Source organism: Streptomyces lydicus, from assembly GCF_001729485.1.
Classification (GTDB): Bacteria; Actinomycetota; Actinomycetes; order Streptomycetales; family Streptomycetaceae; genus Streptomyces; species Streptomyces lydicus_D.
Map to the genome: position 1 here is coordinate 5714710 of NZ_CP017157.1, position 23126 is coordinate 5737835.

Genomic DNA, 23126 nt, shown 5'->3' on the forward strand with positions numbered 1-23126 from the left:
CCGCGCTGAGGGGGCCGGGGTCGCGCCTCCCTGACCGGGGCTGCCGCTGCGGGCACAATGGCGGGCATGGCTGCACACTCCTTGACGGTCGGCTTCGACCTCGACATGACGCTGATCGACTCGCGTCCGGGCATCAGGGCCGTCTATCAGGAGCTGTCAGCCAGGACCGGCACCTTCATCGACGCCGACCTCGCGGCGAGCCGGCTGGGGCCCCCGCTGGAGCACGAGATCCGCCACTGGTTCCCCGAGGAGCGAGTGGCGGAGACCGCCGCTCTCTTCCGCGAGCTGTATCCGCAATACGCGGTCGCGGCGTCGCCCGCCATGCCCGGTGCCCGGGAGGCCATCGACGCGATCCATGCGGCGGGCGGCCGGGCGATCGTGGTGACCGCGAAGTACGAGCCCAACGCCAAGCTGCACCTGGAACACCTCGGCCTCGACGTGGACGCCCTCTTCGGCTCCCTGTGGGCGGCGGGCAAGGCCGAGGCGCTGCGCAAGCACCATGCGCAGGTCTACGTCGGCGACCACATCGGTGACGTCGTCGGGGCGCACACCGCGGGCGCGCTGTCCGTCGCGGTCGCCACCGGCCCGTGCGATGCCACGGAGCTGCGCAACGCCGGTGCCGAGGTGGTGCTGGCGGACCTGACGGAGTTTCCGTCCTGGCTGGAGCGCTATATGACGGAAGGGGCGGACGGGGGCGACGGCACCGCCACCTGACGGCGGCGAGCGGTGGCGGAAGCGCGGCTCGCGAGCGCGGAGTCGGGTCGTTCTGCCGCCCTTCCTGCTGGAGCCCACACGTGCCGCTGAGCCCCCCGACTGGTCTGCCGGCTCGGCCGGTTGGGCCACGGCGTGCTTCTCCCGTCGCAGCAGACCAGGTGACGTGGGGTTTTCGGAGCCGGTGAGATCAGGGGACGAACAGCAGGATGCCGTGGGCGGTGGCGGCGGTGTAGCACGCCGTGCCGGGGAAGGTGGCGGTGTAGAAGGGGGTGGCGACGGCGAAGACGGGGACGACGGCGTTGTGGATGGTGGCGGTGCCGTTGGCGTCGGTGATGGCGGTGCCGAGGTTGACCGGGCCGAAGAGCGTGCTGGCGGTGAAGGTCACCGGCTGACCGACCACCGGCATCCCCGAGGTGGTCGTCAGGGTGGCGCTGAGGGTGGGGATGTAGAACTCGGGCAGCGGGGTCAACCGGAGCCGGATCGTGCCTGGCTGCGCGGTCAGCGTTGTGGGGGCGGGGTTCACGGTGACGGAGGTGCTGGCGGGGGAGCCGGTGAAGCAGCTGTCACCGCTGTAGGTGGCGGTGAGGGTGCCGGTGGTCAGGGCGGTGGTGGTGAAGCATGCCTGCCCCGAGGCGTTGACGGGGACCACCTGGGTCTGGCTGTTGGGGAGGGTGAAGGTGACCGTGCCGGTCGGCACGGTGGTGGTGCCTGTGGTCGGGGTGATGGTGGCGCATACGGTCACGCTCTGCCCGCAGGTGGAGGGGTTCGGCGTCACCGACAGCGCCGTCGTCGTGGGGTTGGTGCCCACGGTGACGGGGGTGGGATTGCCGTTCACGGTCGCGGTGAACATACCGGCGGTGTAGGTGTGGGTGGTCTGCCCGCTCCCGGTGGCGTCCAGGGGGACGGTGACCGTGGAGCTGGCGTCTCCGAAGTTCACCACCGCGGTCCCGTTCGGAGTCCCCCCGGAAATGTTGAACGTCACCGGTTGCCCGCACACCGGCGACGCCGGCGAGGTCGTCACCGTGAGCGGCGAAATCTCCGTCACGTTGGCCGAATTGGCGTTGGTGACGTAGACGTTGCTGTTCTGCGCCGCCGCCACCGAGAACGGGAACGCGCCGACGGGGACGGTGGCCACGACCGTGTTCGTGGTGCTGCTGATCACCGTCACGTTGTTGGAATTGCTGTTGCCGACGTAGACGTTGCCGGTCGGCGCCACCGCCACCCCGAACGGGCCCCCGCCGGTGGGGACGGTGGCCAGGACCGTGTTCGTGGCGCTGTCGATGACCGTCACGTTGTTCGAAACGGTGTTGGTGACGTAGACGTTGCCGTTCTGCGCCACCGCGATCACCCCCGGGACCGAGCCGGCGGGGACGGTGGCCACGACCGTGTTCGTGGCGCTGTTGATCACCGTCACGTTGTTCGAGGTCTGGTTGGCGATGTAGACGTTGCCGTTCTGCGCCACCGCCGCATAGCCCGGGAAACCACCGGTGGGGAGGGTCGTCAGGACGGTGTTGGTGGCGCTGTTGATCACCGTCACGGTGTTCGCGTTCCGGTTGGCGACGTAGACGTTGCCGTTCTGCGCCACCGCCACCGCGTCCGGGACCGCGCCGACGGGGACGGTCGCCAGGACCGTGTTCGTGGTGCTGCTGATCACCGTCACGTTGTTCGAGATGCTGTTGGCGACGTAGACGTTGCCGTTCGGCGCCACCGCCAGCGCGAACGGGCCGCCGCCGGTGGGGACGGTGGCCAGGACCGTGTTCGTGGCGCTGCTGATCACGGTCACGTTGTTCGAGCTCTGGTTGGTGACGTAGACGTTGCCGTTCTGCGCCACCGCAATCATGGCCGGGTCCGAGCCGGCGGGGACGGTGGCCAGGACGGTGTTCGTGGTGCTGCTGATCACCGTCACATTGGCCGAATTGGCGTTGCCGACGTAGACGTTGCCGTTTTGCGCCACCGCCACCGCCAGCGGGGTCGTGCCCGCCGGGATCGTCACCGTGGAGAACGCCGCACTCAACGGCGCGGCCGCAAGCTCCCGTACAGCGGCCACCTCGGATCCAGGGGCCGGTACAACCGGCCGAACCCCGCGGGCCACCTCCGGAGCTGCCACCCAACTTGTAGTCGATTCCATGACACACCTCTCTCAGCTGAGAGGGCTGCCCAAGCACTCCCGCCGGGGCCCGCGTCGCGCAGCGCCGGAATACCCGAACCGGATTACCGCTTGCACACCGGGACAGAGAGAGGACACACCGACACGCACCACGCACCGGCGCAGCGCAGGGGTTGCCCATCTCTCCCCGGAGAGATGGGCAACCCACCGGAAAATCGTCACCTCCATTAACCCGAAATGGGCAATGGAGCACCACCGTCTTGACTCGACTATCACCCGGACAGCCCAATACACGGCCCAACCCGGGCACGCCGGACGAGAGGACGAATTTCACGTGATGCGGCCAGGAGCATCGCTCCGGCGCGGACGAGGGCGATGAGGTGGGGCGCGTTGACCGCCCGCCACCGTGCGGTCCCTTCGCGTCAGGCCGTTGTGGGGGCCGCGGAGAGGTCGAGGGCGATGTCGGTCATCAGGTCTTCCTGGCCGCCGACCAGCCCGCGGCGACCGACCTCGATGAGGATCGCGCGGGCGTCGATGCCGTAGCACTGGGCGGCCGTCTCCGCATGGCGCAGGAAGCTGGAGTACACGCCCGCGTAGCCGAGGGTGAGGGTTTCGCGGTCCACCCGCACCTCGCGGTCCTGGAGGGGGCGTACGACGTCGTCGGCGGTGTCCATCAGGGGGAACAGGTCGCAGCCGTGCTCCCAGCCCATCAGCTCGGCGACCGCGACGAACGCCTCCAGGGGGCAGTTGCCGGCGCCGGCTCCCTGGCCGGCGAGGGAGGCGTCGACCCGGGTGACGCCGTTCTCGACGGCGGCGACCGAGTTGGCCACGCCCAGTCCGAGGTTGTGGTGGGCGTGGATGCCCAGTTCGGTGGACGGGTCGAGGACGTCGCGGTAGGCGCGGACGCGGTCGCGTACGCCGTCCATGGTGAGGTGGCCGCCCGAGTCGGTGAGGTAGACGCAGTGCGCGCCGTAGGACTCCATCAGCCTGGCCTGCTGGGCCAGTTCGGCGGGTGCGGCCATGTGGGACATCATCAGGAAGCCGGCCACGTCCATGCCCAGGTCGCGGGCGGCGGCGATGTGCTGGGCGGAGATGTCGGCCTCGGTGCAGTGGGTGGCGACGCGCACCGAGCGGATGCCGAGGGAGTGTGCTCGGCGCAGGTCCTGCACGGTGCCGACGCCGGGGAGGAGCAGGGTGGTGGGCACCGCGTGGGTCACGGCGTCGCAGACGGCCTCGATCCACTCCCAGTCCGTGTGGGCACCGACGCCGTAGGTGATGCTGGAGCCGGACAGGCCGTCGCCGTGGGCGATCTCGATCGCGGCGACTCCGGCGGCGTCGAGTGCGACGGCGATGGTGCGGGCCTGTTCGACGGTGTAGCGGTGGCGGACGGCGTGCATGCCGTCCCTGAGGGTCACGTCCTGCAGGTACAGGGTGTTCGGCCGGTGCGCGGTCACGGGGAGACCACCTTCGTGGTGCGGTGGGCGGCCATGCGCTCGGCGGTGCGCAGGGCGGCCGAGGTCATGATGTCGAGGTTGCCGGCATAGGCGGGCAGGTAGTGGGCGGCGCCCTCCACTTCGAGGAACACCGACACCTTGGCGGCCTGGCCGGATCGGAAGGCCGCGGGAAGGAGCGAGCGCAGGGGACTGTCGATCGCGACGCGTTCGAACTGCACCTTCTGCTTGAGGCGATAGCCGGGGACGTACGTCTGGACGCGTGCGGCCATCTCCTCCACGGAGGCGGTCACGGCGGCGTCGTCGCAGTCGCCGACGAGGCAGTGCACGGTGTCCCGCATGACGAGAGGCGGTTCGGCGGAGTTGAGGACGATGATGGCTTTGCCGCGGGCCGCGCCGCCGACCTGCTCCAGGGCCGACGAGGTGGTCTCGGTGAATTCGTCGAGATTGGCCCGCGTGCCAGGACCCGCCGAGCGCGCGGAGATCGAGGCGACGATCTCCGCATAGTGGACCGGGGCCACGGCGGCGACGGCGGCCACTATCGGGACGGTGGCCTGCCCGCCGCAGGTGACCATGTTGACGTTGGGCGCGTTCAGATGGGCGTCGCCGTTGACCGGCGGCACGACGTACGGGCCGAGCGCGGCGGGAGTGAGGTCGACGACCGTGCGGCCGAGTCGGCGCAGGACCTCGTCGTGGCGCCGGTGCGCGCCGGCGGATGTGGCGTCGAAGACGAGGGACACGTCCGCGAACTCGGCCATGTCGACCAGGCCGTCCACGCCCTCGTGGGTGGTCGCGACGTTCAGCCGTCGGGCGCGTGCCAGGCCGTCGGAGTCGGGGTCGATGCCGGCCATGGCGGCGATCTCCAAGGAGTCGGAGAGCCGCAGAATTTTGATCATGAGGTCGGTGCCGATGTTGCCCGAGCCCATGACGGCGACCTTCGTGGTCATGCTCCGGTTCCTTCCGTGGCGGCGGCGAACGCGGTGGTGACCGTGCCGAGTCCTTCGATGTGGGCGGTGAATTCGTCGCCTTCGGTGGCGACGGCCATCGGGCCGAGCGCGCCGGTCAGGACGATGTCGCCGGCTCGCAGCGGCTCCCCTATGCCCGCGAGCGTGGCGGCGAGCCAGAGGGCGGCGGTCAGCGGGCTGCCCAGGCAGTGGCCACCGGTGCCCCGTGAGACGGTCTCGCCGTTCCTGGTCAGGGTCATCCGTACGTCGCGCAGATCGACGCGGTCCAGCGGTACGGGGGTGCCGCCGAGGACGAACAGGCCGCAGGAGGCGTTGTCGGCGACCGTGTCGACGATGCTGATGTCCCAGTCGGCGATGCGGCTGTCGACGATCTCCAGCGCGGGCAGGGCGAACGCCGTGGCGCGCAGCAGGTCGGCGACTGTCGGGTCCCGGTGCGGCAGGTCCGCGCCGAGCACCAGGGCGACCTCCGCCTCGATCTTCGGCTGCACCAGCCGGCCCGGGGCGATCAGCTGCCCCTCGGGCACCGCCATGTCGGCGAACAGGGCGCCGAAGTCAGGCTGGTCAACACCGAGTTGCCGTTGCACGGCGGGCGAGGTCAGGCCGATCTTCCGGCCTGCCGGGCGCCGGCCGGCAGCGATGCCGCGCTCGACGTTCAGGCGCTGCACCGCGTAGGCGGTCGCGACGTCCGCCTCGGGCAGCAGATGACGCACCGGGGGGCACGGGACGCCGGCGCGGGCGGCTTCGTCCAGGACGGCCGCCACCTCGGCCACCGCACCGGCGGACGCGTGGGCGTTCATGCTGCGCCCCTGTCGGGAGCAGTGCGAAGGGGCTGCGGGAGGGGCATGCGGATTACCTCCGGAAGGGAGCGGAGTTGGTGAGGGGCTCGGTACGGGGATGCCGGCCGTCGCTGTGACGCATGCCAGGTATAGACGCGCGTCGTGAGTGACGGCAAAATATGTTCCATGACACGGAACAACGCGCAGGGAAATATGCTGGACAAGGCGGTGGCTGTCCTGGATTGCTTCCGACCGGACGGTGGATCGTTCCGTCTCACGGAACTCTCTGTGCGTACAGGTCTGAGCAAGACCACGGCGTTCCGACTGTGTGGCGAACTGGTCCGGCTCGGTCTGCTCGAACGCGAAGCGGAGAGCTACCGGCTCGGCGGCAAGCTCTTCGAACTCGGCTCGCTCGTGCCGCGCCGGCATGATCTGCGCGAGGCGGCCCTGCCTTTTCTGCAGGACCTGTTCGAGGCCACGCACGAGACCGTGCATCTGGGGGTGCGCGAGGGCCACGAGGTGGTCTACGTGGAGCGCATCCACGGTCATGGCGCCCTGCGGCTGCCCTCCCGGATCGGCGGTCGGCTTCCGCTGACCTGCACCGGCGTCGGCAAGGCACTGTTGGCCTTCTCCGGCGCGGAGCTGGCGGAGGAGGTGCTGGGCGCCCCCCTCCCCAGCCTCACGCCACACTCGGTCACCGATCCGGAAAGGCTGCGCACCGCCATCGAGCAGGCTCAGGTCGCCGGCCTGGCCTACGAGGAGGAAGAGGCCGCCCTGGGCGTCAGCTGCATCGCGGCACCCGTCTTCGACGGGGCGGCGGCGGTGGCGGCGCTGTCGGTCGCCGTGCCCCGCAGCCGCTTCCGGCCGGCCCAGCTCGCTCCGGCGGTGCGAACCGCCGCGTTGGGGCTGTCACGTGCGTTGCGCTCCGGTACGTGATCGGGCAATGGACTCGTCAGACACCGGACACGCCTGCGCCGCTCAGCGACGGAACCGTGCTCTCCGGGCGGCCCAGGGAGCGGGCACCGGCCCCGAACTGGGCGAGTTTGTCGATGATGGTCCGGCCGACCGGGAGGTGGCCCCAGGTGCTGATGCCCTGGTGGGTGGTGGGCTCCCAGGTGGTCTCGTCGATGACGACGGGGTTCCAGCCGACCTCCCACTCGAAGCCCGACGGGGTGCGGGCGTAGTAGGAGAGTTCCTTGTCGTTGGTGTGCTGGCCGACGGACAGGGCCATGTCGAAGCCGAGTTCGTGCACGCGCTGGTAGCTCCGGGCCACGTCGTCGAGGGTGGCGGCCTGGACGTTGAGGTGCTGCACACGGGTGCGGATCGGGTCGATCGGTAGGCCGCGGGTGGCGGCGACCGCGATGGAGTGGTGGCGTTCGTTGACGCGTAGGAAACGAATCTTCAATTTGATGCCGCTGATGGTCTCGTCGATGTAGTCGGTCAGGCGGGCGTCGAAGACGGTGTGGAAGTAACTCCGGGTCTGCATCGGCTTGGTGGAGGTCAGCGCGACATGCCCCATGCCGCCGTCGCCGGTGACGAAGCCTGAGGCGAGCATGCACAGCGGCTCGGCCGACTTCACCGGGGTGGTGCAGATCTCCTGTGTGATGCCCTTGGGCCCGGGGAAACGCAGCAGGCGCTCGACACCGCGCAGGGCGGCCTCCTCGTCGGTGCCGACGGCGAGAGGGACACCGTGGGCACGGATGCGCGCCTCGATGCGTTCGAAGGTGGCGTGGTCGCCGATGTGCCAGCCGGTGGCGACGACGTCCTCGGCGGGGCCACGCCGGACGAGGAAGCGGCATTCCCGGTCGTCGAGGCGGAAGCGCATCAGGTTGCGGGAGAGGGCGTCGTGGTGCATGCCGATGGCGTCGGTGCCGAAGCGGCGCCAGTCGGCGAAGCGGTTGGTCTCGATGACGAGGTACCCGAGCCGGACGGCACCGAAGACGGAGGGGGTTTCCTGTGTGGTCATCGGCGGCCGGCCAGGAAGTCGCCGCACAGGCGGTTGAACAGGTCGGTGCGCTCGAACTGCACCCAGTGCCCGGTGTTGGCGACGAGGTACAAATCGCAGTTGGGCATCCGGTCGGCCAGCATCCGGCCGCTGGACGGCCGGTTGACCTTGTCCTGCGCGCCCCACAGGACGAGGGTGGGCACGGGCAGCCGGCTCAGGCGCGGGTCGCGGGTGAAGTCCATCTTCCACAAGGTGCGCAGCCCGGCGGGGCGTTGCAGCGGTGGTGAGGCGATCACCTCCGGGTCGATACTGGCCTGGTAGCGCTCCTCGATGGCGGAGTCCGGGACGTCGGCAGCGTTGAAGACGAGGTAGTTCCGGATGAACCTCTCCAGCTTCAGCCGCGAGGGCCCCTCGCCGGTGTAGTAGCCCAGCAGGTTGTTGAGCCCGGGAGTGGGCAGGGCACGGGTGTTGCCGACCCCGCCGGGGCCCATCAGCACCATGCGGTCGACCCGTTCAGGGGTGTCCAGGGCCAGCCGCAGGGCACAGGCACCCCCGTAGGAGTTGCCGACCAGGTGGGCCTTGTCCAGGCCGAGTGCATCCAACAGACCGCGGATGCCGCCGGCCAGGTAGCCGAACGGATCGGTACCGTCGACGCCCTTGGTGCTCCGCCCGTAGCCGGGCAGATCGGGCACGATGACCCGGTACTCCTTGGCCAACTCGGCAATGTTGCGGGCGTAGTTGGATACGCCGGAGGCGCCGGGGCCGCCGCCGTGCAGCAGCAGCACGGGCGGGCCGCCACCTGCCTCCGCGGCAAAGATCTTCCTTCCGCCGATGTCGTACGTCGTCTCCTGCATCGTCGGCAGGTCGGTATGCGGGGTCATGGTCTCGGTCCTCACTGAGTGGTGCGGTAGTCGGGCGGGATGCGTCGGCCGGGGCGAAGCCCGCCGGGGTCGGCGGGTGCCGGGGACACCGAGGCGGCTGGGCAGACGTAGGCGTGAGGTCACAGGGGGAAGGCAGCCGCACGGGGGGACATCCAAGGCGGCAGGACGCTCAGGTGGAGCGGGCGCGCCTCGAAACCTCGGCATCACGCTCCGGGACGACGATCCTGGGGCCCATCGCCCCATGCCCAGCAACTGCGGTCACCTCGCGGGGTGCCCGATCACCGCCAACGTCGCACGCATGCGTCTCCGGCACCGTTTTCGGCGGCGGCTTACCTCAACAGCCGCCCGACTCTCGCCGCATCGGCCGCGGATCCTTGCTGTAGCGTTCATTCCAATTGGAATGAACGCTACAGTAATCTCGACGCCGGATACGGTCAAGGCCGGCGCAAGCAGGAGGGAAATGCCATGGTCAGGCCCCAAACGACACGCCGGAAGCGGGCGAACGGAGTGGAGTCGCGACAGCGCATCCTCGACGCCGCCGTGGAGATCGCAGGTGAGCGCGGGTATGAGGGCACATCCATCGCCGCCGTCAGCGCCAAGTGCGGGCTGCCCGCGAGCTCCATCTACTGGCATTTCAAGGACAAGGACGACCTGATCGCCGCGGTCATCGAGCGCAGCTTCGACAGCTGGCTCGCCGCGGTCGAACTGCCGGGCGCGGAGACGGGTACGTCCCTGGAGCGGGTCACCGTCATGGCCGCGAAGGTGGCCAAGTCGCTGGTCGACGCGCCCGACTTCCTCCGCCTCGGCCTGATGCTCGCCCTGGAGCGGCGGCCCACCGAGCCCCGAGGCCGGACCGTGTTCCTCCAGGTCAGGGGGACCGCGCGCCGGAAGGTCGCCGAGATGCTCCAGACCCTCTTTCCCGAGTTGGGCGAGGCCGAGATCCACACGCTCACGACGTACGCCATCGCGGGCGCCGACGGCCTGTTCGTACAGCGGGAGATCGCCGGGGACGCCATCAACCTGAGAACGCTGTTCGAACTGCACGCCCAGTCGGTACACGAGACGGCCCGCCGCATGGCGGCCGGAGCGGGACGGTGACCGGCGCCGGAACCGGATGACACGTGACGACTCGTCGACGGCGTCACCGGTCACCGAGTCGCCGAATGGCTCACCGGAGGGAGTACGGGCCGAAGCGGCCCCACGCGACGACGGCCGCGAGCGCGAGCAGCACCAGGTTCACGGCGATCATCTGCGCCTCGCCGCGACGGGCGTGCACGACCACGGCGCCGAGCATGACCAGCACCAGGCCGAGGGCCGCCAAGGGCGCCAGCACCGGTGCGATGCCGAGCGCGGCCGGCAGAACCAGGCCGAGGGCGGCCAGCACCTCCAGGGCTCCGATCAGCTTCACCGTCCCCGCGCTCACCCCCTCGGTCCAGCCCATGCCCGAGGCCGCCAGCTTCTGTTTCGGCTGGGACAGCTTCATCGCCCCGGCCGCCAGGAACGCCACGGCGAGCACGCCGGCGAGACTCCACAGCAGAACACCCATCGTGATCAACACCTTTCAATGACTTAAATAGTTAAGTGAAGGCTAAAGCTCCTGCACTTTAAGATGCAAGTCATCAATCAAGTTGATCACTTCACGCGTGAAGTTATACTCGCGAGCATGGAGACCCCGCAGGAACCCCGCTGGCTGGACGATGAAGAAGATCAGGCATGGATCGCGCTCAGCAGCGTGCTGATGCGGCTCCCCGCGGCGCTGGACGCACAGCTCCAGCGCGACGCGGGGCTGAGTCACTTCGAGTACCAGGTGATGGCCGGGCTTTCCATGGTCCCCGAGCGCACCCTGCGGATGAGCGAGCTGGCCGCGTTCGCTGAGGGCTCCCTCCCCCGGCTGTCCCAGGTCGTCGGACGGCTGGAGAAGCGCGGCTGGATGCGCCGTAACCCCGACCCCACCGACGGCCGCTACACCGTGGCCACCCTCACCGACGACGGCTACGAGAAGGTCGTCGACACGGCCCCCGGACACGTGGAGGCCGTGCGCAGCTGCGTCTTCGACGCACTCACCAAGGCGCAGGTCCGCCAGCTGACCACGATCGGCCGCCGCATCGTCGGCGCCGTGGATCCCACGCATCCACTGGCCACCGGAACGCTGGACCGCCTGCGCCCCAAGAAGTAGCCGCACCCAACCCGTCACCCTCGACGTGACCGACGGGCAGCCGGCCTCTCCGAACCTTGAGGGCTCTACGAGTTGCCGCCACCGGTTCCACGGCCCGCGGCGGAAGCGGCCGTTTGACTCTCCACGCCGGCGATCGCGGCATCCAGCGCGCAGCGGAACAGCGTGTCCGTATCGACCGACGCCACCTCACGCGCATCTTCCCCACCGTGAACGTCAGGCGACGGGGGCAGGGTCGCCCATCGCTGCAGCGCTCCGTTCAGTTCGGTGAGCAACAGACCCGAGAACACCGCACACAGCGCAGCGCCCACCCTGGAGATCTCGCGCTCCGGCACTCCCGCAGCGGCGAGTGTGTCCGTGAGGCTCAGCCAGAAGGGGTCCCCCGGCTGGATGAAGTCGGGATGACTGAAGGTGTGCGCCACCAGCTTGGGGTGCCGGTGCGCCAACGCGCGGAAATCCATGGCGAGTTGGCGTAGTCGCTCCTGCCAGGGTCGGTCCTTCCCCTCCGGCGTGCGGAACCGGGAGCCGACCAGCTTCGCCACACCGCGCAGCAGGGCTTCCTTGTTCGGCACGTGGTGGTAGAGCGACATCGGGTTGGCGTTCAGTTCGGCCGCGAGTTTGCGCATGGTGAGCGCCTCGACCCCGTCGACGTCGATGAGTCGCAGCGCCGCGGCACAGATGCCCTCCTCGGTGAGCGGTACGTCCCTCTTCCTCGTCCCCCGGGGGGTCCTCCTCGGCGCTTCCATACAACGTATGGTATCACTGGAGCCAGTTCCATACAGCGTATGGAAACGCCGGTCCCGCCGTATCGGCCGCCGCTGTTCCCGTGGCCGCTGCCGCCGCGGCCCTCACCGCCACCCCGCGGATTCCCTCCGGACGAGGAGTGCCTCATGAACGATTTCCGCCCCATACCGACCCCGCCCGGAGCCCCACTCGTCGGAAACACCCTGCAGATCCCGTCAGAGGGCCCCGCCCAGTACTTCGCCGAGCTGGGCCGCCGGTACCCCGAGGGCATCTACGGTCTGGACATCGCCGGTGTCGACCAGGTCTTCGTCTACGACCCCGACCTGGTCACCGAGGTCTGCGACGCGGCCCGGTTCGGCAAGCCGATCGACCCGCCGTTGTCCCACGTCCGCGACTACACCGGTGCCGGGCTGTTCACCGCCCGCGATGACGAGGAGGTGTGGGGCGAGGCCCACCGGATCCTGATGCCGGCGTTCGGCCAGCGGTCGATGAAGGCGTACTTCCCGCAGATGCTGGAGGTGGCGCAGGAACTGGTCGGAAAGTGGCAGCGCTCACCGGGGCAGCCAGTCAACGTGCCCGACGACATGACCCGGCTGACCCTGGACACCATTGCCCTGTCCGGATTCGGCTACCGGTTCCGCTCCTTCCAGCGCGACGACCTGGACCCCTTCCTCCAGGCGATGCTGCACGCACTGACCGTGTCCATGGGCCGCATGACCCAACTGCCGCTGGTCACCAGGCTCAAGCGGCGCGAGGACAGGTCCTACCGGGACAGCATCCGGCAGATGCAGGAACTCGTCGACAACGTGATCAGGGAGCGCCGCCAGGGGATCGGCACCGGTGAACGGGACCTGCTCGGCCTGATGCTGGACGCCTCCGACCCGGTCACCGGCAAACAGTTGGATGACGAGAACATCCGGGACCAGACGCTGACGTTCCTCATCGCCGGTCATGAGACGACCAGCGGCCTGCTCTCGTTCGCGCTGTACTCGCTGCTGCGCAACCCGCATGTGCTGGCCCGGGCGTACGCGGAGGTGGACCGGCTGCTGCCCGGGGACACCGTCCCCGACTACGAGACGATCATGAAGCTGGACATCATTCCGCGCGTCCTGGACGAGACGCTCCGCCTGTGGTCGCCCATTCCGCTCATCGGCAAGGTGGCGCTGCAAGACACCGTCATCGGCGGCCGCTACCGCCTGAAGAAGGGCCAGAAGACAAGCATCGTCTTCCCGCTGCTCCACAACCACCCCAAGGCGTGGGACCGGCCGCAGGACTTCGACATCGACCGCTGGCTTCCCGAGAACAAGGCGGGGCACCACCCGCACGCCTACAAGCCCTTCGGTGACGGTCAACGCGCCTGCATCGGGCGCCAGTTCGCGCTCACCGAGGCCCGCCTCGCCCTCGCGCTCGTGCTGCAGAAGTTCGCCGTCGCCGACCCGGCCGACTACCAGATGCACATCAAGGAGGCGCTGACCTTCAAACCGTCCGATTTCCATGTCCGTATCCAGCCGCGCCGGGAGCATGAGCGCCACAGTTTCGACCGGGGCCCGGTCGCGCTGACCGCCGGTGCGGAACAGGAGGCCGCGATCCGCGGTGTCGGCGTGCGCCTCACCGTCGCCTACGGCTCGAACCTGGGCAGCTCGGAGGACCTGGCGCAGACGATCGCCGACCGCGCCGGCCGCTCCGGCTTCGACACCACGTTGACCACACTCGACGACCTGGCGGACAACCTGCCGACCGAGGGCCTGCTCGTCACCGTCGCCGCGAGCTACAACGGCAAGGCCCCCGACAACGCCCAGCGCTTCGACGAGCTGATCGCCACCGGACTGCCCGAAGGCGCACTGTCCGGGTTGCGGTTCGCGGTCCTGGGCACCGGCAACACGCAGTGGACGACCTACCAGGCGTTCCCGCGCCGTATCGACGCCGCGCTGCTGGCCGCCGGAGCCACCCCGGTGGTCGACCGCGGTGAGGTCGACGCCTCGGGCGACTTCGACGGCATGGCCTCCACCTGGACGAACACCCTGTGGTCGGCGCTGGCGGAGGAGTACGCCGCCGACACCGCCGCGGACGACGGCCCGCGCTTCCAGGTGGAACTTCTCAGTGAGGCCGAGGTACGCCCCTCGATCGTCTCCGAGCAGGCGTACCCACTGACCGTCGTCGCCCATGAAGAACTCGTGGGCGACCCGACCGGACTGTGGGACTTCAGCATCGAGCCACCGCGGCCGTCGGCGAGGTCCCTCACGGTCGAACTGCCGGCAGGCGTCGACTACGGCACCGGCAACCACCTGGCGGTCTTCGCCAAGAACGACCCGGGGCTGGTCACCCGTGTCCTCGATCGACTCGGCATCGAGCGCGACCAGGTGCTCCGGCTCACCCCGGCGACCGGGGGCGGCAGGACGCACCTGCCGCTGGGCGTGCCCGTCACCGCGGAACTCCTCCTGACCCAGTTCCTGGAACTCCAGGACGTCGCCACCCGCGCCCAGATACGAACCCTCGCCGACCACACCCCCTGCCCCTGGACCCGGCCCCAACTGGAGACCTACACGGCCGAAACCGAGGAGGCCGAGCGGCGCTACCGGACAGAAATCCTCGAAAAGCGCGTCCCGGTGCTCACCCTGCTGGAGCGCTTCCCCGCCGTGGAACTGCCGCTGGCGGACTTCCTCGCGATGATGGGGCCCATCCGCCCCCGCTTCTACTCCATCTCCTCCTCGCCCCTGGCCGACCCGCGACACGTGCGACTGACCGTGGGACTCGTCGAAGGTCCCGCGCTGTCGGGCGAGGGCGAGCACCGGGGCCTGTGCTCGCAGTACCTGGGCCGACTGGAGCCCGGAGACGTCTTCTACGGCTACGTACGTGTGCCGTCGCCGACCTTCGCGCCGCCGGCCGACCCCACGACACCGCTCGTCCTCATCGGCCCCGGCACCGGCATCGCGCCGCTGCGGGGCTTCCTGGAGGAGCGCGCCCGGCAGCACGCCGGCGGCACACATGTCGGCATGTCCCAGGTCTTCGTCGGCTGCCGCCACCCGGAGCACGACTGGTTCTACCGGGAGGAGATGCAGACCTGGGAGCAGTCCGGGATCGCCCGCGTACACACCGCCTTCTCCGCCCTCCCCGACCACCCGGCCCGGTTCGTCCAGAACGCGATCGCCGCCGCCTCGGACACCGTGTGGGAAGCTCTCGACAACGGCGCCTACCTCTACGTCTGCGGTGATGGCCGCCGCATGGCACCGGCCGTACGCGAGGCGCTCGCCGCCATCCACCGTGCCCACACCGGAAGCGACGACGCCACCGCCCAGGAATGGCTCGCCCAGCTTGAAGCCGACGGGCGCTACCAGCAGGACGTCTTCGCCTGACCCCTTCCGGGCCGACGGATCCCTCCCCGAAACCGGACTCACCCCGACCGCGTGCCGTCGGAGCAGGCCAGACAACCTGCGCCAGGTGGCCCCGAGGGCGGCGCCCAGTACGTGTACGGGGCGTCGTCGGGGCCACCGATCCGGTGCTGCAGGGTCTTCTCACTCACCGGCCAAGCCGTTGAACTACCTGACGCGATCTCACACCCGGGTCAGGGAGGGCCGCCCGAGCACGGCCGCCGACCGCGCCCGAAGGATGGTTTGGGCGGGTCAGAGCCTCACCGTGGAGATGACGCAGACGACTGGGTGACCTGGCTGACAAGCGGTGTCGCAGGGTGTGCGTCGACATCCTGAAACACCCCGCCCCAGGGCAACGGCGCGCCAGCCCCACTGCCCACCCAGGCATGCCCGCACCACGCCTCGGTCCCGCGCCACATCGCAGCGCGGCAATCCCACGAAGGGATGAAACATGCCGTGCGAGTGCCGCCCCCATCCCAGGATCCAGGCCCTGTCTGCCCTCGGCCACCAAATAGAACATTTCTCCACGATCTGCCCCTTCGTCACCCGTTACGGGGAGCAGAAAGGGCCGTTCTTTAGAGCACCTGTACCCCTCCCCGCCTTCTGGAGAAGCCATGAAGTCTGCGCTCGTCCCCGCGCATCGCCCTGTTCGGTTCGAACGACGGCAGCCCACACCCGCGGCGGCCGGTCTGCCCAGGCGCGAAGTTGACGCCTCTTCTCGCCGTGCACCGCGCTCATCCCGTCCCGATACGTGGTGGTGGGCATGAGCGCGGACAAAGAAGCCACAGCCCCGTCACCGCAGCAGCGCGCGAACCTACCCGGCCCCCGACAGGAATCGCTGAGCCTTCCACCGGCAACGCAGCCCACGAAACCGGGGGACGGTGACGTCGCCGATGAGCTGGAGGAGGCGTACTGGTCGGTCTACGACGGTGCCGCGGCCAAGTCGACGGTCCGCGAGGTCCTGGTGCGGCTGCCGCGCATCGTGGGGCAGATCGGCCGGCTGGCGTGGCAGGCGGACCGTCCGGCCACGCTGGCCGTCGTGGTCCTGCAACTGGTCTCCGCGGCGATGGCGGCCTGCGGGCTGGCGGCCTCGGTGGGCGTGCTGCGGGAGCTGTTCGGCCACGGGCCGACGCCGGACAAGGTCCGCAGCGCGGTGCCGCAGATCCTGCTCGTGGTGGGTTTCCTGTCCGCACGGGCGCTTCTGGAGGCCGGGGTCGCCGTCGCGCAGGCACGGGTGACACCGAAGATCCGCACCGCGCTGGAGTGTGACTTCCTGCGGCTGACCGCGCATGTCCGGCTGGAGGTCGTCGACGATGCCGACTGGCACGACGATGCCTACCGCGCTTCCGACCGCGGTCTGTTCTACGCCCGGCAGATCGTCGGCCAGGTCGTCTCCCTGGCCTCCACGCTCCTCGGGTTGATCGGCACGGCCGGCGTCCTCACCTCACTGCACCCCGCCCTCCTCCCTCTGCTCCTGCTGTCCGTCCTGCCGGTGGGCGCCGCCGCCGTACGCACGGCGCGGGCGCGGTTCCACAGCTTCAAGCGGTGGAACGCCCTTCAGCGCCGGGTGCGGGTCTTCTCCTGGCTGCTGCTGGAGCGCGACGCCGCCGCCGAACTGCGCTCCGACACCGCCCAGAACGCCATCCTGGACGAGCACCGCCGGCTGACCGTCCGGATCGCCGAGGAGGACACCCACCTCGGGGTGAGTTCGGCCGTGCTGACGCTGGCCGGCCGTGCCGTGGGCGGGGTCGGTACCGGCATCACGTACATCGCCCTGGGAGCCATGCTGACCGCCGGGTGGCTGCCGCTGGCCGCCGGCGCCGGGGCCGTCCTGGCGATCCAGACCGGACAGACCGCGCTGACGCGCTTCGTGGACGTGGCGCACCTGGTCTACGAACACGCCATGTGGGTGGACGACCTCCTGAGGTTCCAGGAACGCTGCCGAGGACTGCAACCCCGGCGGCGAGCGCTCACCGCACCCGCCACCGTCGCTGCCCTCACCCTTGAGGACGTCGGCTACACCTACCCCGGCAAGGAGGCGCCCGCCCTGAGCGGTGTCTCGATGACGCTGCGTGCCGGGGAGACGGTCGCCTTCGTGGGCGTCAACGGCTCGGGGAAAAGCACCTGTTCACGGTTGATCGCCGGGCTGTACGAGGCGGGCGAAGGCACGGTGCGCTGGGACGGGGTGGATGTGCGCGACATGGACTCCGAGTCGCTGCAGACCCGCGTCGCCACCGTGCTCCAGGACCCGGTGCACTTCCCCTTCAGCGCCCTGGCGAACCTCACGGTCTCCCGCGGCACGCTCACCGACACCGATCCCCAGCGGGCGTTGGACGCGGCGCGGGCCTCCGGAGCCGAGCAGGTCATCGCCGGTCTGCCGGGCACCTGGCAGGCGGTGCTGTCCAAACGGTTCCGGGGCGGCCAGGAGCTGTCGGCCGGCCAGTGGGCCAAGATCGCCGTCGCGCGGGGACTGTACAAGAACGCTCCCGTGCTCCTGCTCGACGAACCGACGGCGAGCATGGACCCCAAGGCCGAACACGCCGTCTACCAGGCGGTGTTGCGGAACAAGGCGCGGGCCGACCAGATCACCGTGCTGATCTCGCACCGGCTGGCCAGCGTCGTCGAATGCGACCAGATCTACGTCTTCGACGAAGGCCGGATCACCGAAGCCGGCTCACACCAGCAGCTCATGGCCCTCGGCGGCAACTACGCCCAGATGTTCACCCTCCAGGCAGCGGCCTACCAGAGCGCCGGGACCGCCACCTCCAACTCCGAAGCGAGGACGGAGCATTCGTGACCGAACAGACCACACCGACCGATGCGGCCCTGCCCCACCAAGTGCCACGAGCGAACGCCTCGACGCTGATCTACAACGAGGACGGCGAGTACCTGCTGCACCTACGGGACGACATCCCCGGAATCTGGGAACCGGGATCGTGGTCCCTGCTCGGCGGCGGCCGTGAACCGGGGGACCGGTCCCTGGAGGAGACGGCCAGAAGAGAGCTGTGCGAGGAGGCCGGTCTGGAACTCCCCGACCTCACCCCGTTCACGGTGGAGGAGGCTCGCGGCCGAGACGGCGGGACCATCCCCATCCAGATCTTCACCGGCCGTTGGGCCGGTGACCCGGCGACGTTGAACCTGACCGAAGGCGTCATGCTGCATTGGTTCCGGCCGGAGGTCGTACCGCGCCTGCGCATGGCCTCCTCGACCCGCGACCTCATCCGCCGCCACGCTCAACTGCGCCACCGCGAGAGCCTGGGGACCGTCGCCGAGGAGACTGCCGGCCACAGCGGTCCGGTCGGGCACGCCCCCCTTTCCCCACCGCCCGGAGGCAGTGGAACCGTCCTCAACGGCATCGGTGTCCATCTCTACCTGGAGGACGCCGACGGCAAGGTCCTGCTCGGTCTGCGCCACCCCGATTCCGCTTACGCAGGGTCCATGTGGCACTTCCTGGCCGGGCATTGCGAGCAGGAGTCCGCCCTCACCTGCCTCGCCCGTGAAGCACACGAGGAAGCGGGTCTGCGGATCGAGCCCGGTGACGTCGAACTCGTCCACGTCGTGCACCTCGTGGACACCCCCGGGAGCCGGCCCAGGATGCAGATGGTCTTCCGGGCCCGTCGGTGGTCTGGGCTTCCGGAAGTCCGGGAGCCGGACAAGTGCACGGGCTGGCGCTGGTGGTCTCCGGACGGTCTCCCGGCACAGACCGTGCCGTACACCCGCGCCGCCATCGAGGGCATCCGTGCAGGGCGCCGCTACACGGAAATGGGTTGGTCATGAGTACGGGGACAAGTCAAGGAACTGGCCGGACCGCCACGCCACCACGGCAGTGCAGCCCTGCCCCACCGGACGGGACAGACGGCTCGGGATCGGTGTCCGCGGACCGTGCGGCATCAGCGCGGGCGGCGATGGTCGCCCGGCTGGAAGCGGCCGAGAACCTGGGCCCGGGCCCGGTGCGCGAGGCCCTGCTCGCGCTGCCGCGCGAGGTGCTGATGCCGCAGGCGTACGTCCGCCGCAGCGCCCTCGATGAGCGCCCGCCGCGTTGGGACCTGCTGGACTGGTCCGAGCCCGGGGACCGTGAGGAGCTGCTCGCGGTGCTGTACGGCGGCGAGAGCGTGCTGATCCAGCACGACGGAGAACCCCTGGTGGACCGGCCGACCGGGGCCCGCTCCGGCGGGTCGATCACGTCCATGTCCACCGTGATGGGCCTGACCGCATCCGTACTGGAAGAGCTGGATCTGCGGGCCGGGCAGAGGGTGCTCGATGTCGGCACCGGTGCGGGGGTGACTGCGGCAGTGGCCTGTCACATCTGCGGAGACACGACGGTGGTCACCCTCGACCGGGACCGGAACGTCGCGGTCGCCGCCCTGGCGCGGCTTGGCACTCTCGGGTTCCGGCCCGCTGTGGTGAGTGGCGACGGCGCATGCGGCTGGCCGGAAGGCGCGCCGTACGACCGGATCTTTGTCTCCTTCGCGCTCCCGTCCGTGCCCGAGGTGCTGGTTGAACAACTCGCGCCCGGGGGTGTGCTGTTGATGCACATCACGACGGACTCGCCGTCGTGGCCCGCGCTGGCAGTGGTCTCCAGGGGTCCGGATGGTCGGATCTCCTCGCGCCTGCGGGCGGTGGAGTTCGCCCACCGGGCGGCACATGGCCGCAAGCAGATCTTCCTCTCCCCCGCGTTCCGCGAGCGCATCGCGGCCCGGCTCGCCGACGGCGGCGCGGAGGTCCGACGGTTCCGGTCTTGTGAAGTGCCGCCGCCGGAGGAGGCCCGCGGTTTCTGGCTCGCGCTGGACGCCTTGCACTCGGGCTTGGTGCAGCACAGGGGCGTAGGCGACCTGGTGATCGGCGCCCCCGGCTGCGGTTCCTGGATGGCTGCCCGCCCGGACGGCTCCGGCGCATGGGCGGTCACGGCCGCCGGCCCGCGGAACATCTGGACGGAGATCCACCAGACAGCCCTGCGCTGGCGGGACGCCGGCGAGCCGGAGGTCTACCGGCTCGATATTGAGCCCGACGGCACGCAGCGAGTGAGCGCCGGCCACGGGGAGAGCGCACTGGCCTGGCAACTCCCTGCGCCCCGCGACGCCGCCATGCAGGCAAAGCCATGAGCACGCCACCGCGAGAGAAGGGCGCATGGAGTGCGAGCCCTGACGGTTCCCCGCGGTCGGGCGGCTGCCTGTGCCGACGGATCCGGTTCACCGTCACCGGCACCCCCGACTGTCCCCACACCTGCAGCTGCACGCACTGCCAGCGGCTGTCGGGCGGCCCGATGATGTCCTGGGTCTCCTTCCCCCTGAGCGGCCTGACCTGGACCGGGGACGGCGGCGAGCCGGCCTGGCACTACACCTGGCCCGACTCCCGGCGCGGCTTCTGTCCGGACTGCGGCAGCCAACTGTGCGCGCTCGACGCCGGAGCCGGCAGCATCGCGATCACCTTCTCGGCGCTGGATGACGCCTCCGGCCTCGTGCCGGTCAACCAGAGCTTCCGCAAGGACGCTGTCACCTGGCTTGCCCAGGTGCCGGACACCCGGCACAGCAGCATCACCTGACCTGACGCGACCGCACGACCACTCCACTGCGCCTGCGCCCACCCTGGCACGAGCCGTCCCCTCCCCCCCCAAACCGCTGTACACCACTGCTTCCAGGAGTGCCCTGTGGCATACGACCGAGCCGACTGGTCCCGGCACTACGACGACGATCGCGGCTTCCGTCCGCTGCGTGACTCGGAGAAAGACCTGCTCGCCCAACACGCGCCTGCACCGGACGGTGGGCGTGCGCTGGAGCTGGGCTGCGGCACCGGCGAACTCGCCGTCTTCCTCGCCGAGCTCGGCTACACCGTCGATGCGGTCGACTTCGCCGAGGGCGCCCTGGCTCGTGCCCGGAAGCAGCGCGCGGGCGCTGAGCGGGTGCGGTGGCTGTGCCTGGACATCGAGCATGACGATCCGGCAGAGCTGAGCGACGACGGCTACGACCTGATCACTCTGCGCCTGGTGTTCCCCTTCCTGCGCGACCGCACCCGAGTCCTGGCCGGCCTCGCTGCGCGACTGCGGCCGCTCGGCACGCTGGTGGTGATCACTCCTGTGGTGGCGATCACGCCGGAGGAGCGGCGGCATATCGCGCTGGACGAGGAGGAGATCAGCCTGCTGGCGGAGGGGTGGTCGCAGGTGGAGCGGTTCGAGGCGGAGGGCCTGGCGGTTCTCGTGCTGCGCGGCCCCGCGGGGGACTGCGCCGCGGTGGAGAAGGGACGGCCGGAGCCGCAGTCCGTCGTTGGTGTGTGTGCGGTGGTCACCGACGGCTCCGGGCGGGTGCTGCTCGGCCGGTCGACGCGGGGCATGTGGGAGCTGCCCGGCGGGCGCGTCGAGGCCGGCGAGACCTTCGAGGCGGCAGCGGTGCGGGAGCTGGCCGAGGAGACCGGCCTGACGGCCGACATCGGCGAGGCCCACCTGCTGACCGTCCTCCACGATGACCGGGCGGACGTCCGGCGTCTGTCCGCGGTGGTGCGCATGAGCGGGTGGGGCGGAACGCTCGGCTTGCCCGAGCCGCACCGGTTCCGGCGGTGGGAGTGGCACGACCTGCACGCCCTGTCCGGCCTCGGAGCCCTCTTCGCACCTACGGCCCACGCGCTGGAAGCGGTGTGGCCCGGCGTCCTGCCTGGCCTGCCGCCGGTGCACTCCTACCCGCACGCGATCGCGCCTCCGGGAGTCGGCGGCGAACCGGCCGAAGCGGTCCGCCTGCGGCAGGAGATGACCGAGCGCATCATCGCCGGAGGCTGGGCTCCCTCCGCCGCGGTCGAAGGTGGGCTGAGGACGGTGCCGCGGCACCGGTTCACCCCGGAAAGCCCGTTGCGGCTCGCTTACGACGATGCCCTCGCCGTGGTCACCAGCCGGGACGGGTCGGGGACGGCGGTCAGTTCGGTGAGCGCGCCCTGGCTGCAAGCCGACATGATCGAGAAGCTGCGCCTGGAGCGCGGGATGACGGTCTTCGAGGCCGGTTCCGGCGGCTACAACGCCGAACTGATGGCCCACGTCGTCGGCCCGGCCGGTCGCGTGGTCACCGTGGACGTCGACCCGTACGTCGTCCGACGCACCCGGCGGTTCACCGCAGAGGCCGGCCGCGGACAGGTGACGGTGCTGCTCGGCGACGGCAGCCGGGGCGCGCCCGGGTACATGCCGCGCGGTGGCTTCGACGGCAGCCTGATCACCTACAACTGCTGGGATATTGCCCCTGCTTGGCGAGAGCAGCTCGCCGAGGGCCGGTATCTGGTGCTGCCGCTGGAGATTCACGGCTACACCCGCGCCATCGCCCTCCAGCGGCACGAAGACGTGCTGCACGCGCGCGACTGGACCTACTGCGGATTCGTCCGCGACCGCGGGGCCGCCGCCCGCAGCACCCCGGTCATCGACCTTGCCGGTGGCGAACTCCAGCTGTGCCACGAGGACGGCACGCCCCCGGATCCCGCCGGCCTGGAGGAGGCGTTGCGAGGGCCGCGGCATGAGGTGCCCACTGGCGTCACCGTTGCGGGGATGGAGTCCTTCGAGACCCTCCAGCTCTATGCGGCCACCACCCTGCCGGCGTTCTGCCGGCTGGCCGGCGCCCGGCCGACCGCCCTGGCCGCCCTCCCGTGCGGCGCGGATGCCGCCTCCACGGTCGCGGACGGCTCGCTGGCCTACCTCACTCACGCCCTGGCCCAGGACGGAGAGACGCCGGAAGAGCGCCGCTCCGAGTTCATCGTGCACGCCGTCGGCCCGGCCGGCGCTGAGCTGGCGGAGCGGATGGCCGCCTGCGTACGGTCCTGGGACCAGCACGTGCGCGGGACCGGCTACCCGCAGATGACCGTGCACCCCGCAGGCACTCCCGACCACGAACTCCCCGCCGGGCACGTCCTGGACAAGACCTCCTCCCGCCTGGTCTTCCCGTGGCCAGGCAACCAGTACCCCGCCACACCGGCCACGACCGAAGCAGCGGTCCTCGCAAAGGCGGGAGGCGGCCGATGACCACGAGGCCAGAGC

At 70.2% G+C, this 23126-nt stretch carries 18 protein-coding genes; 10 read left to right on the forward strand and 8 right to left on the reverse strand.

The genetic code is table 11. The features are described 5' to 3' along the window. Window positions 1-66: 66 nt before the first annotated feature. Window positions 67-714 carry an HAD family hydrolase gene (locus SL103_RS24875; RefSeq protein ID WP_069571166.1) on the forward strand — a complete coding sequence of 216 codons (648 nt, stop codon included), beginning with the start codon at window positions 67-69 and terminating at the stop codon, window positions 712-714. 187 nt (window positions 715-901) lie between these two features. Here SL103_RS24875 and SL103_RS24880 read toward each other — a convergent pair whose 3' ends face one another. The 4 genes from SL103_RS24880 to SL103_RS24895 form a co-directional block, all read right to left on the reverse strand. Next, window positions 902-2761: a virginiamycin B lyase family protein gene (locus SL103_RS24880; RefSeq protein ID WP_069571167.1), complete on the reverse strand. Its 1860-nt coding sequence runs from the start codon at window positions 2759-2761 to the stop codon at window positions 902-904. 482 nt (window positions 2762-3243) lie between these two features. After that, window positions 3244-4275 (reverse strand): 4-hydroxy-2-oxovalerate aldolase, encoded by a 1032-nt coding sequence (gene dmpG, locus SL103_RS24885; RefSeq protein ID WP_079145959.1) that lies wholly within the window; start codon window positions 4273-4275, stop codon window positions 3244-3246. Then, window positions 4272-5219: an acetaldehyde dehydrogenase (acetylating) gene (locus SL103_RS24890; protein ID WP_069571168.1), complete on the reverse strand. Its 948-nt coding sequence runs from the start codon at window positions 5217-5219 to the stop codon at window positions 4272-4274. The genes dmpG and SL103_RS24890 overlap by 4 nt, the downstream gene beginning before the upstream one ends. Beyond that, the gene (locus SL103_RS24895) at window positions 5216-6034 is read right to left on the reverse strand and encodes a 2-keto-4-pentenoate hydratase (protein ID WP_069571169.1); all 819 of its coding nucleotides are present in this window, start codon (window positions 6032-6034) and stop codon (window positions 5216-5218) included. Before SL103_RS24895 ends, SL103_RS24890 begins: the two co-directional genes overlap by 4 nt. 192 nt (window positions 6035-6226) lie before the next feature. Here SL103_RS24895 and SL103_RS24900 point away from each other — a divergent pair, with 192 nt between their 5' ends. Continuing rightward, window positions 6227-6949 carry an IclR family transcriptional regulator gene (locus SL103_RS24900; protein WP_069571170.1) on the forward strand — a complete coding sequence of 241 codons (723 nt, stop codon included), beginning with the start codon at window positions 6227-6229 and terminating at the stop codon, window positions 6947-6949. 16 nt (window positions 6950-6965) lie between these two features. On the opposite strand, the gene SL103_RS24905 is transcribed toward SL103_RS24900, so the two are convergent. Then, window positions 6966-7979: a VOC family protein gene (locus tag SL103_RS24905; RefSeq protein ID WP_069571171.1), complete on the reverse strand. Its 1014-nt coding sequence runs from the start codon at window positions 7977-7979 to the stop codon at window positions 6966-6968. Then, window positions 7976-8839 (reverse strand): alpha/beta fold hydrolase, encoded by an 864-nt coding sequence (locus SL103_RS24910; RefSeq protein WP_069571172.1) that lies wholly within the window; start codon window positions 8837-8839, stop codon window positions 7976-7978. Before SL103_RS24910 ends, SL103_RS24905 begins: the two co-directional genes overlap by 4 nt. A 465-nt stretch (window positions 8840-9304) precedes the next feature. Between SL103_RS24910 and SL103_RS24915 the strand changes: the two genes are divergently transcribed. Further along, window positions 9305-9937, forward strand: coding sequence for a TetR/AcrR family transcriptional regulator (locus SL103_RS24915; protein ID WP_069571173.1), 633 nt, complete (start codon window positions 9305-9307; stop codon window positions 9935-9937). A gap of 70 nt (window positions 9938-10007) precedes the next feature. On the opposite strand, the gene SL103_RS24920 is transcribed toward SL103_RS24915, so the two are convergent. Further along, on the reverse strand, window positions 10008-10385 hold the full coding sequence (locus SL103_RS24920) for a DoxX family protein (protein WP_069571174.1): 378 nt from the start codon (window positions 10383-10385) through the stop codon (window positions 10008-10010). Between the two features lie 117 nt (window positions 10386-10502). Between SL103_RS24920 and SL103_RS24925 the strand changes: the two genes are divergently transcribed. Continuing rightward, window positions 10503-11015, forward strand: coding sequence for a MarR family winged helix-turn-helix transcriptional regulator (locus SL103_RS24925; RefSeq protein ID WP_069571175.1), 513 nt, complete (start codon window positions 10503-10505; stop codon window positions 11013-11015). Window positions 11016-11080: 65 nt separating this feature from the next. On the opposite strand, the gene SL103_RS24930 is transcribed toward SL103_RS24925, so the two are convergent. Beyond that, window positions 11081-11758, reverse strand: coding sequence for a TetR/AcrR family transcriptional regulator (locus tag SL103_RS24930; protein WP_069571176.1), 678 nt, complete (start codon window positions 11756-11758; stop codon window positions 11081-11083). Window positions 11759-11902: 144 nt separating this feature from the next. On the opposite strand from SL103_RS24930, the gene SL103_RS24935 reads away from it, so the two are divergent. From SL103_RS24935 to fxlM, 6 genes are all read left to right on the forward strand, one after another. Further along, entirely contained in the window at window positions 11903-15109 is a 3207-nt protein-coding gene (locus SL103_RS24935) for a bifunctional cytochrome P450/NADPH--P450 reductase (RefSeq protein ID WP_069571177.1), read from the forward strand. A gap of 778 nt (window positions 15110-15887) precedes the next feature. After that, window positions 15888-17921, forward strand: coding sequence for an ATP-binding cassette domain-containing protein (locus SL103_RS24940; protein WP_069571178.1), 2034 nt, complete (start codon window positions 15888-15890; stop codon window positions 17919-17921). Then, window positions 17918-18901 carry an NUDIX domain-containing protein gene (locus SL103_RS24945; RefSeq protein ID WP_069571179.1) on the forward strand — a complete coding sequence of 328 codons (984 nt, stop codon included), beginning with the start codon at window positions 17918-17920 and terminating at the stop codon, window positions 18899-18901. The genes SL103_RS24940 and SL103_RS24945 overlap by 4 nt, the downstream gene beginning before the upstream one ends. A 92-nt stretch (window positions 18902-18993) precedes the next feature. Then, window positions 18994-20226, forward strand: coding sequence for a protein-L-isoaspartate O-methyltransferase (locus SL103_RS24950; RefSeq protein WP_244304030.1), 1233 nt, complete (start codon window positions 18994-18996; stop codon window positions 20224-20226). Then, the gene (locus SL103_RS24955) at window positions 20223-20666 is read left to right on the forward strand and encodes a GFA family protein (RefSeq protein ID WP_069571181.1); all 444 of its coding nucleotides are present in this window, start codon (window positions 20223-20225) and stop codon (window positions 20664-20666) included. Before SL103_RS24950 ends, SL103_RS24955 begins: the two co-directional genes overlap by 4 nt. A gap of 105 nt (window positions 20667-20771) precedes the next feature. Further along, a complete protein-coding gene (gene fxlM / locus SL103_RS24960) occupies window positions 20772-23111 on the forward strand; it encodes a methyltransferase, FxLD system (protein WP_069571182.1) in 2340 nt (779 codons plus the stop codon). The last annotated feature ends 15 nt before the right edge of the window (window positions 23112-23126 follow it).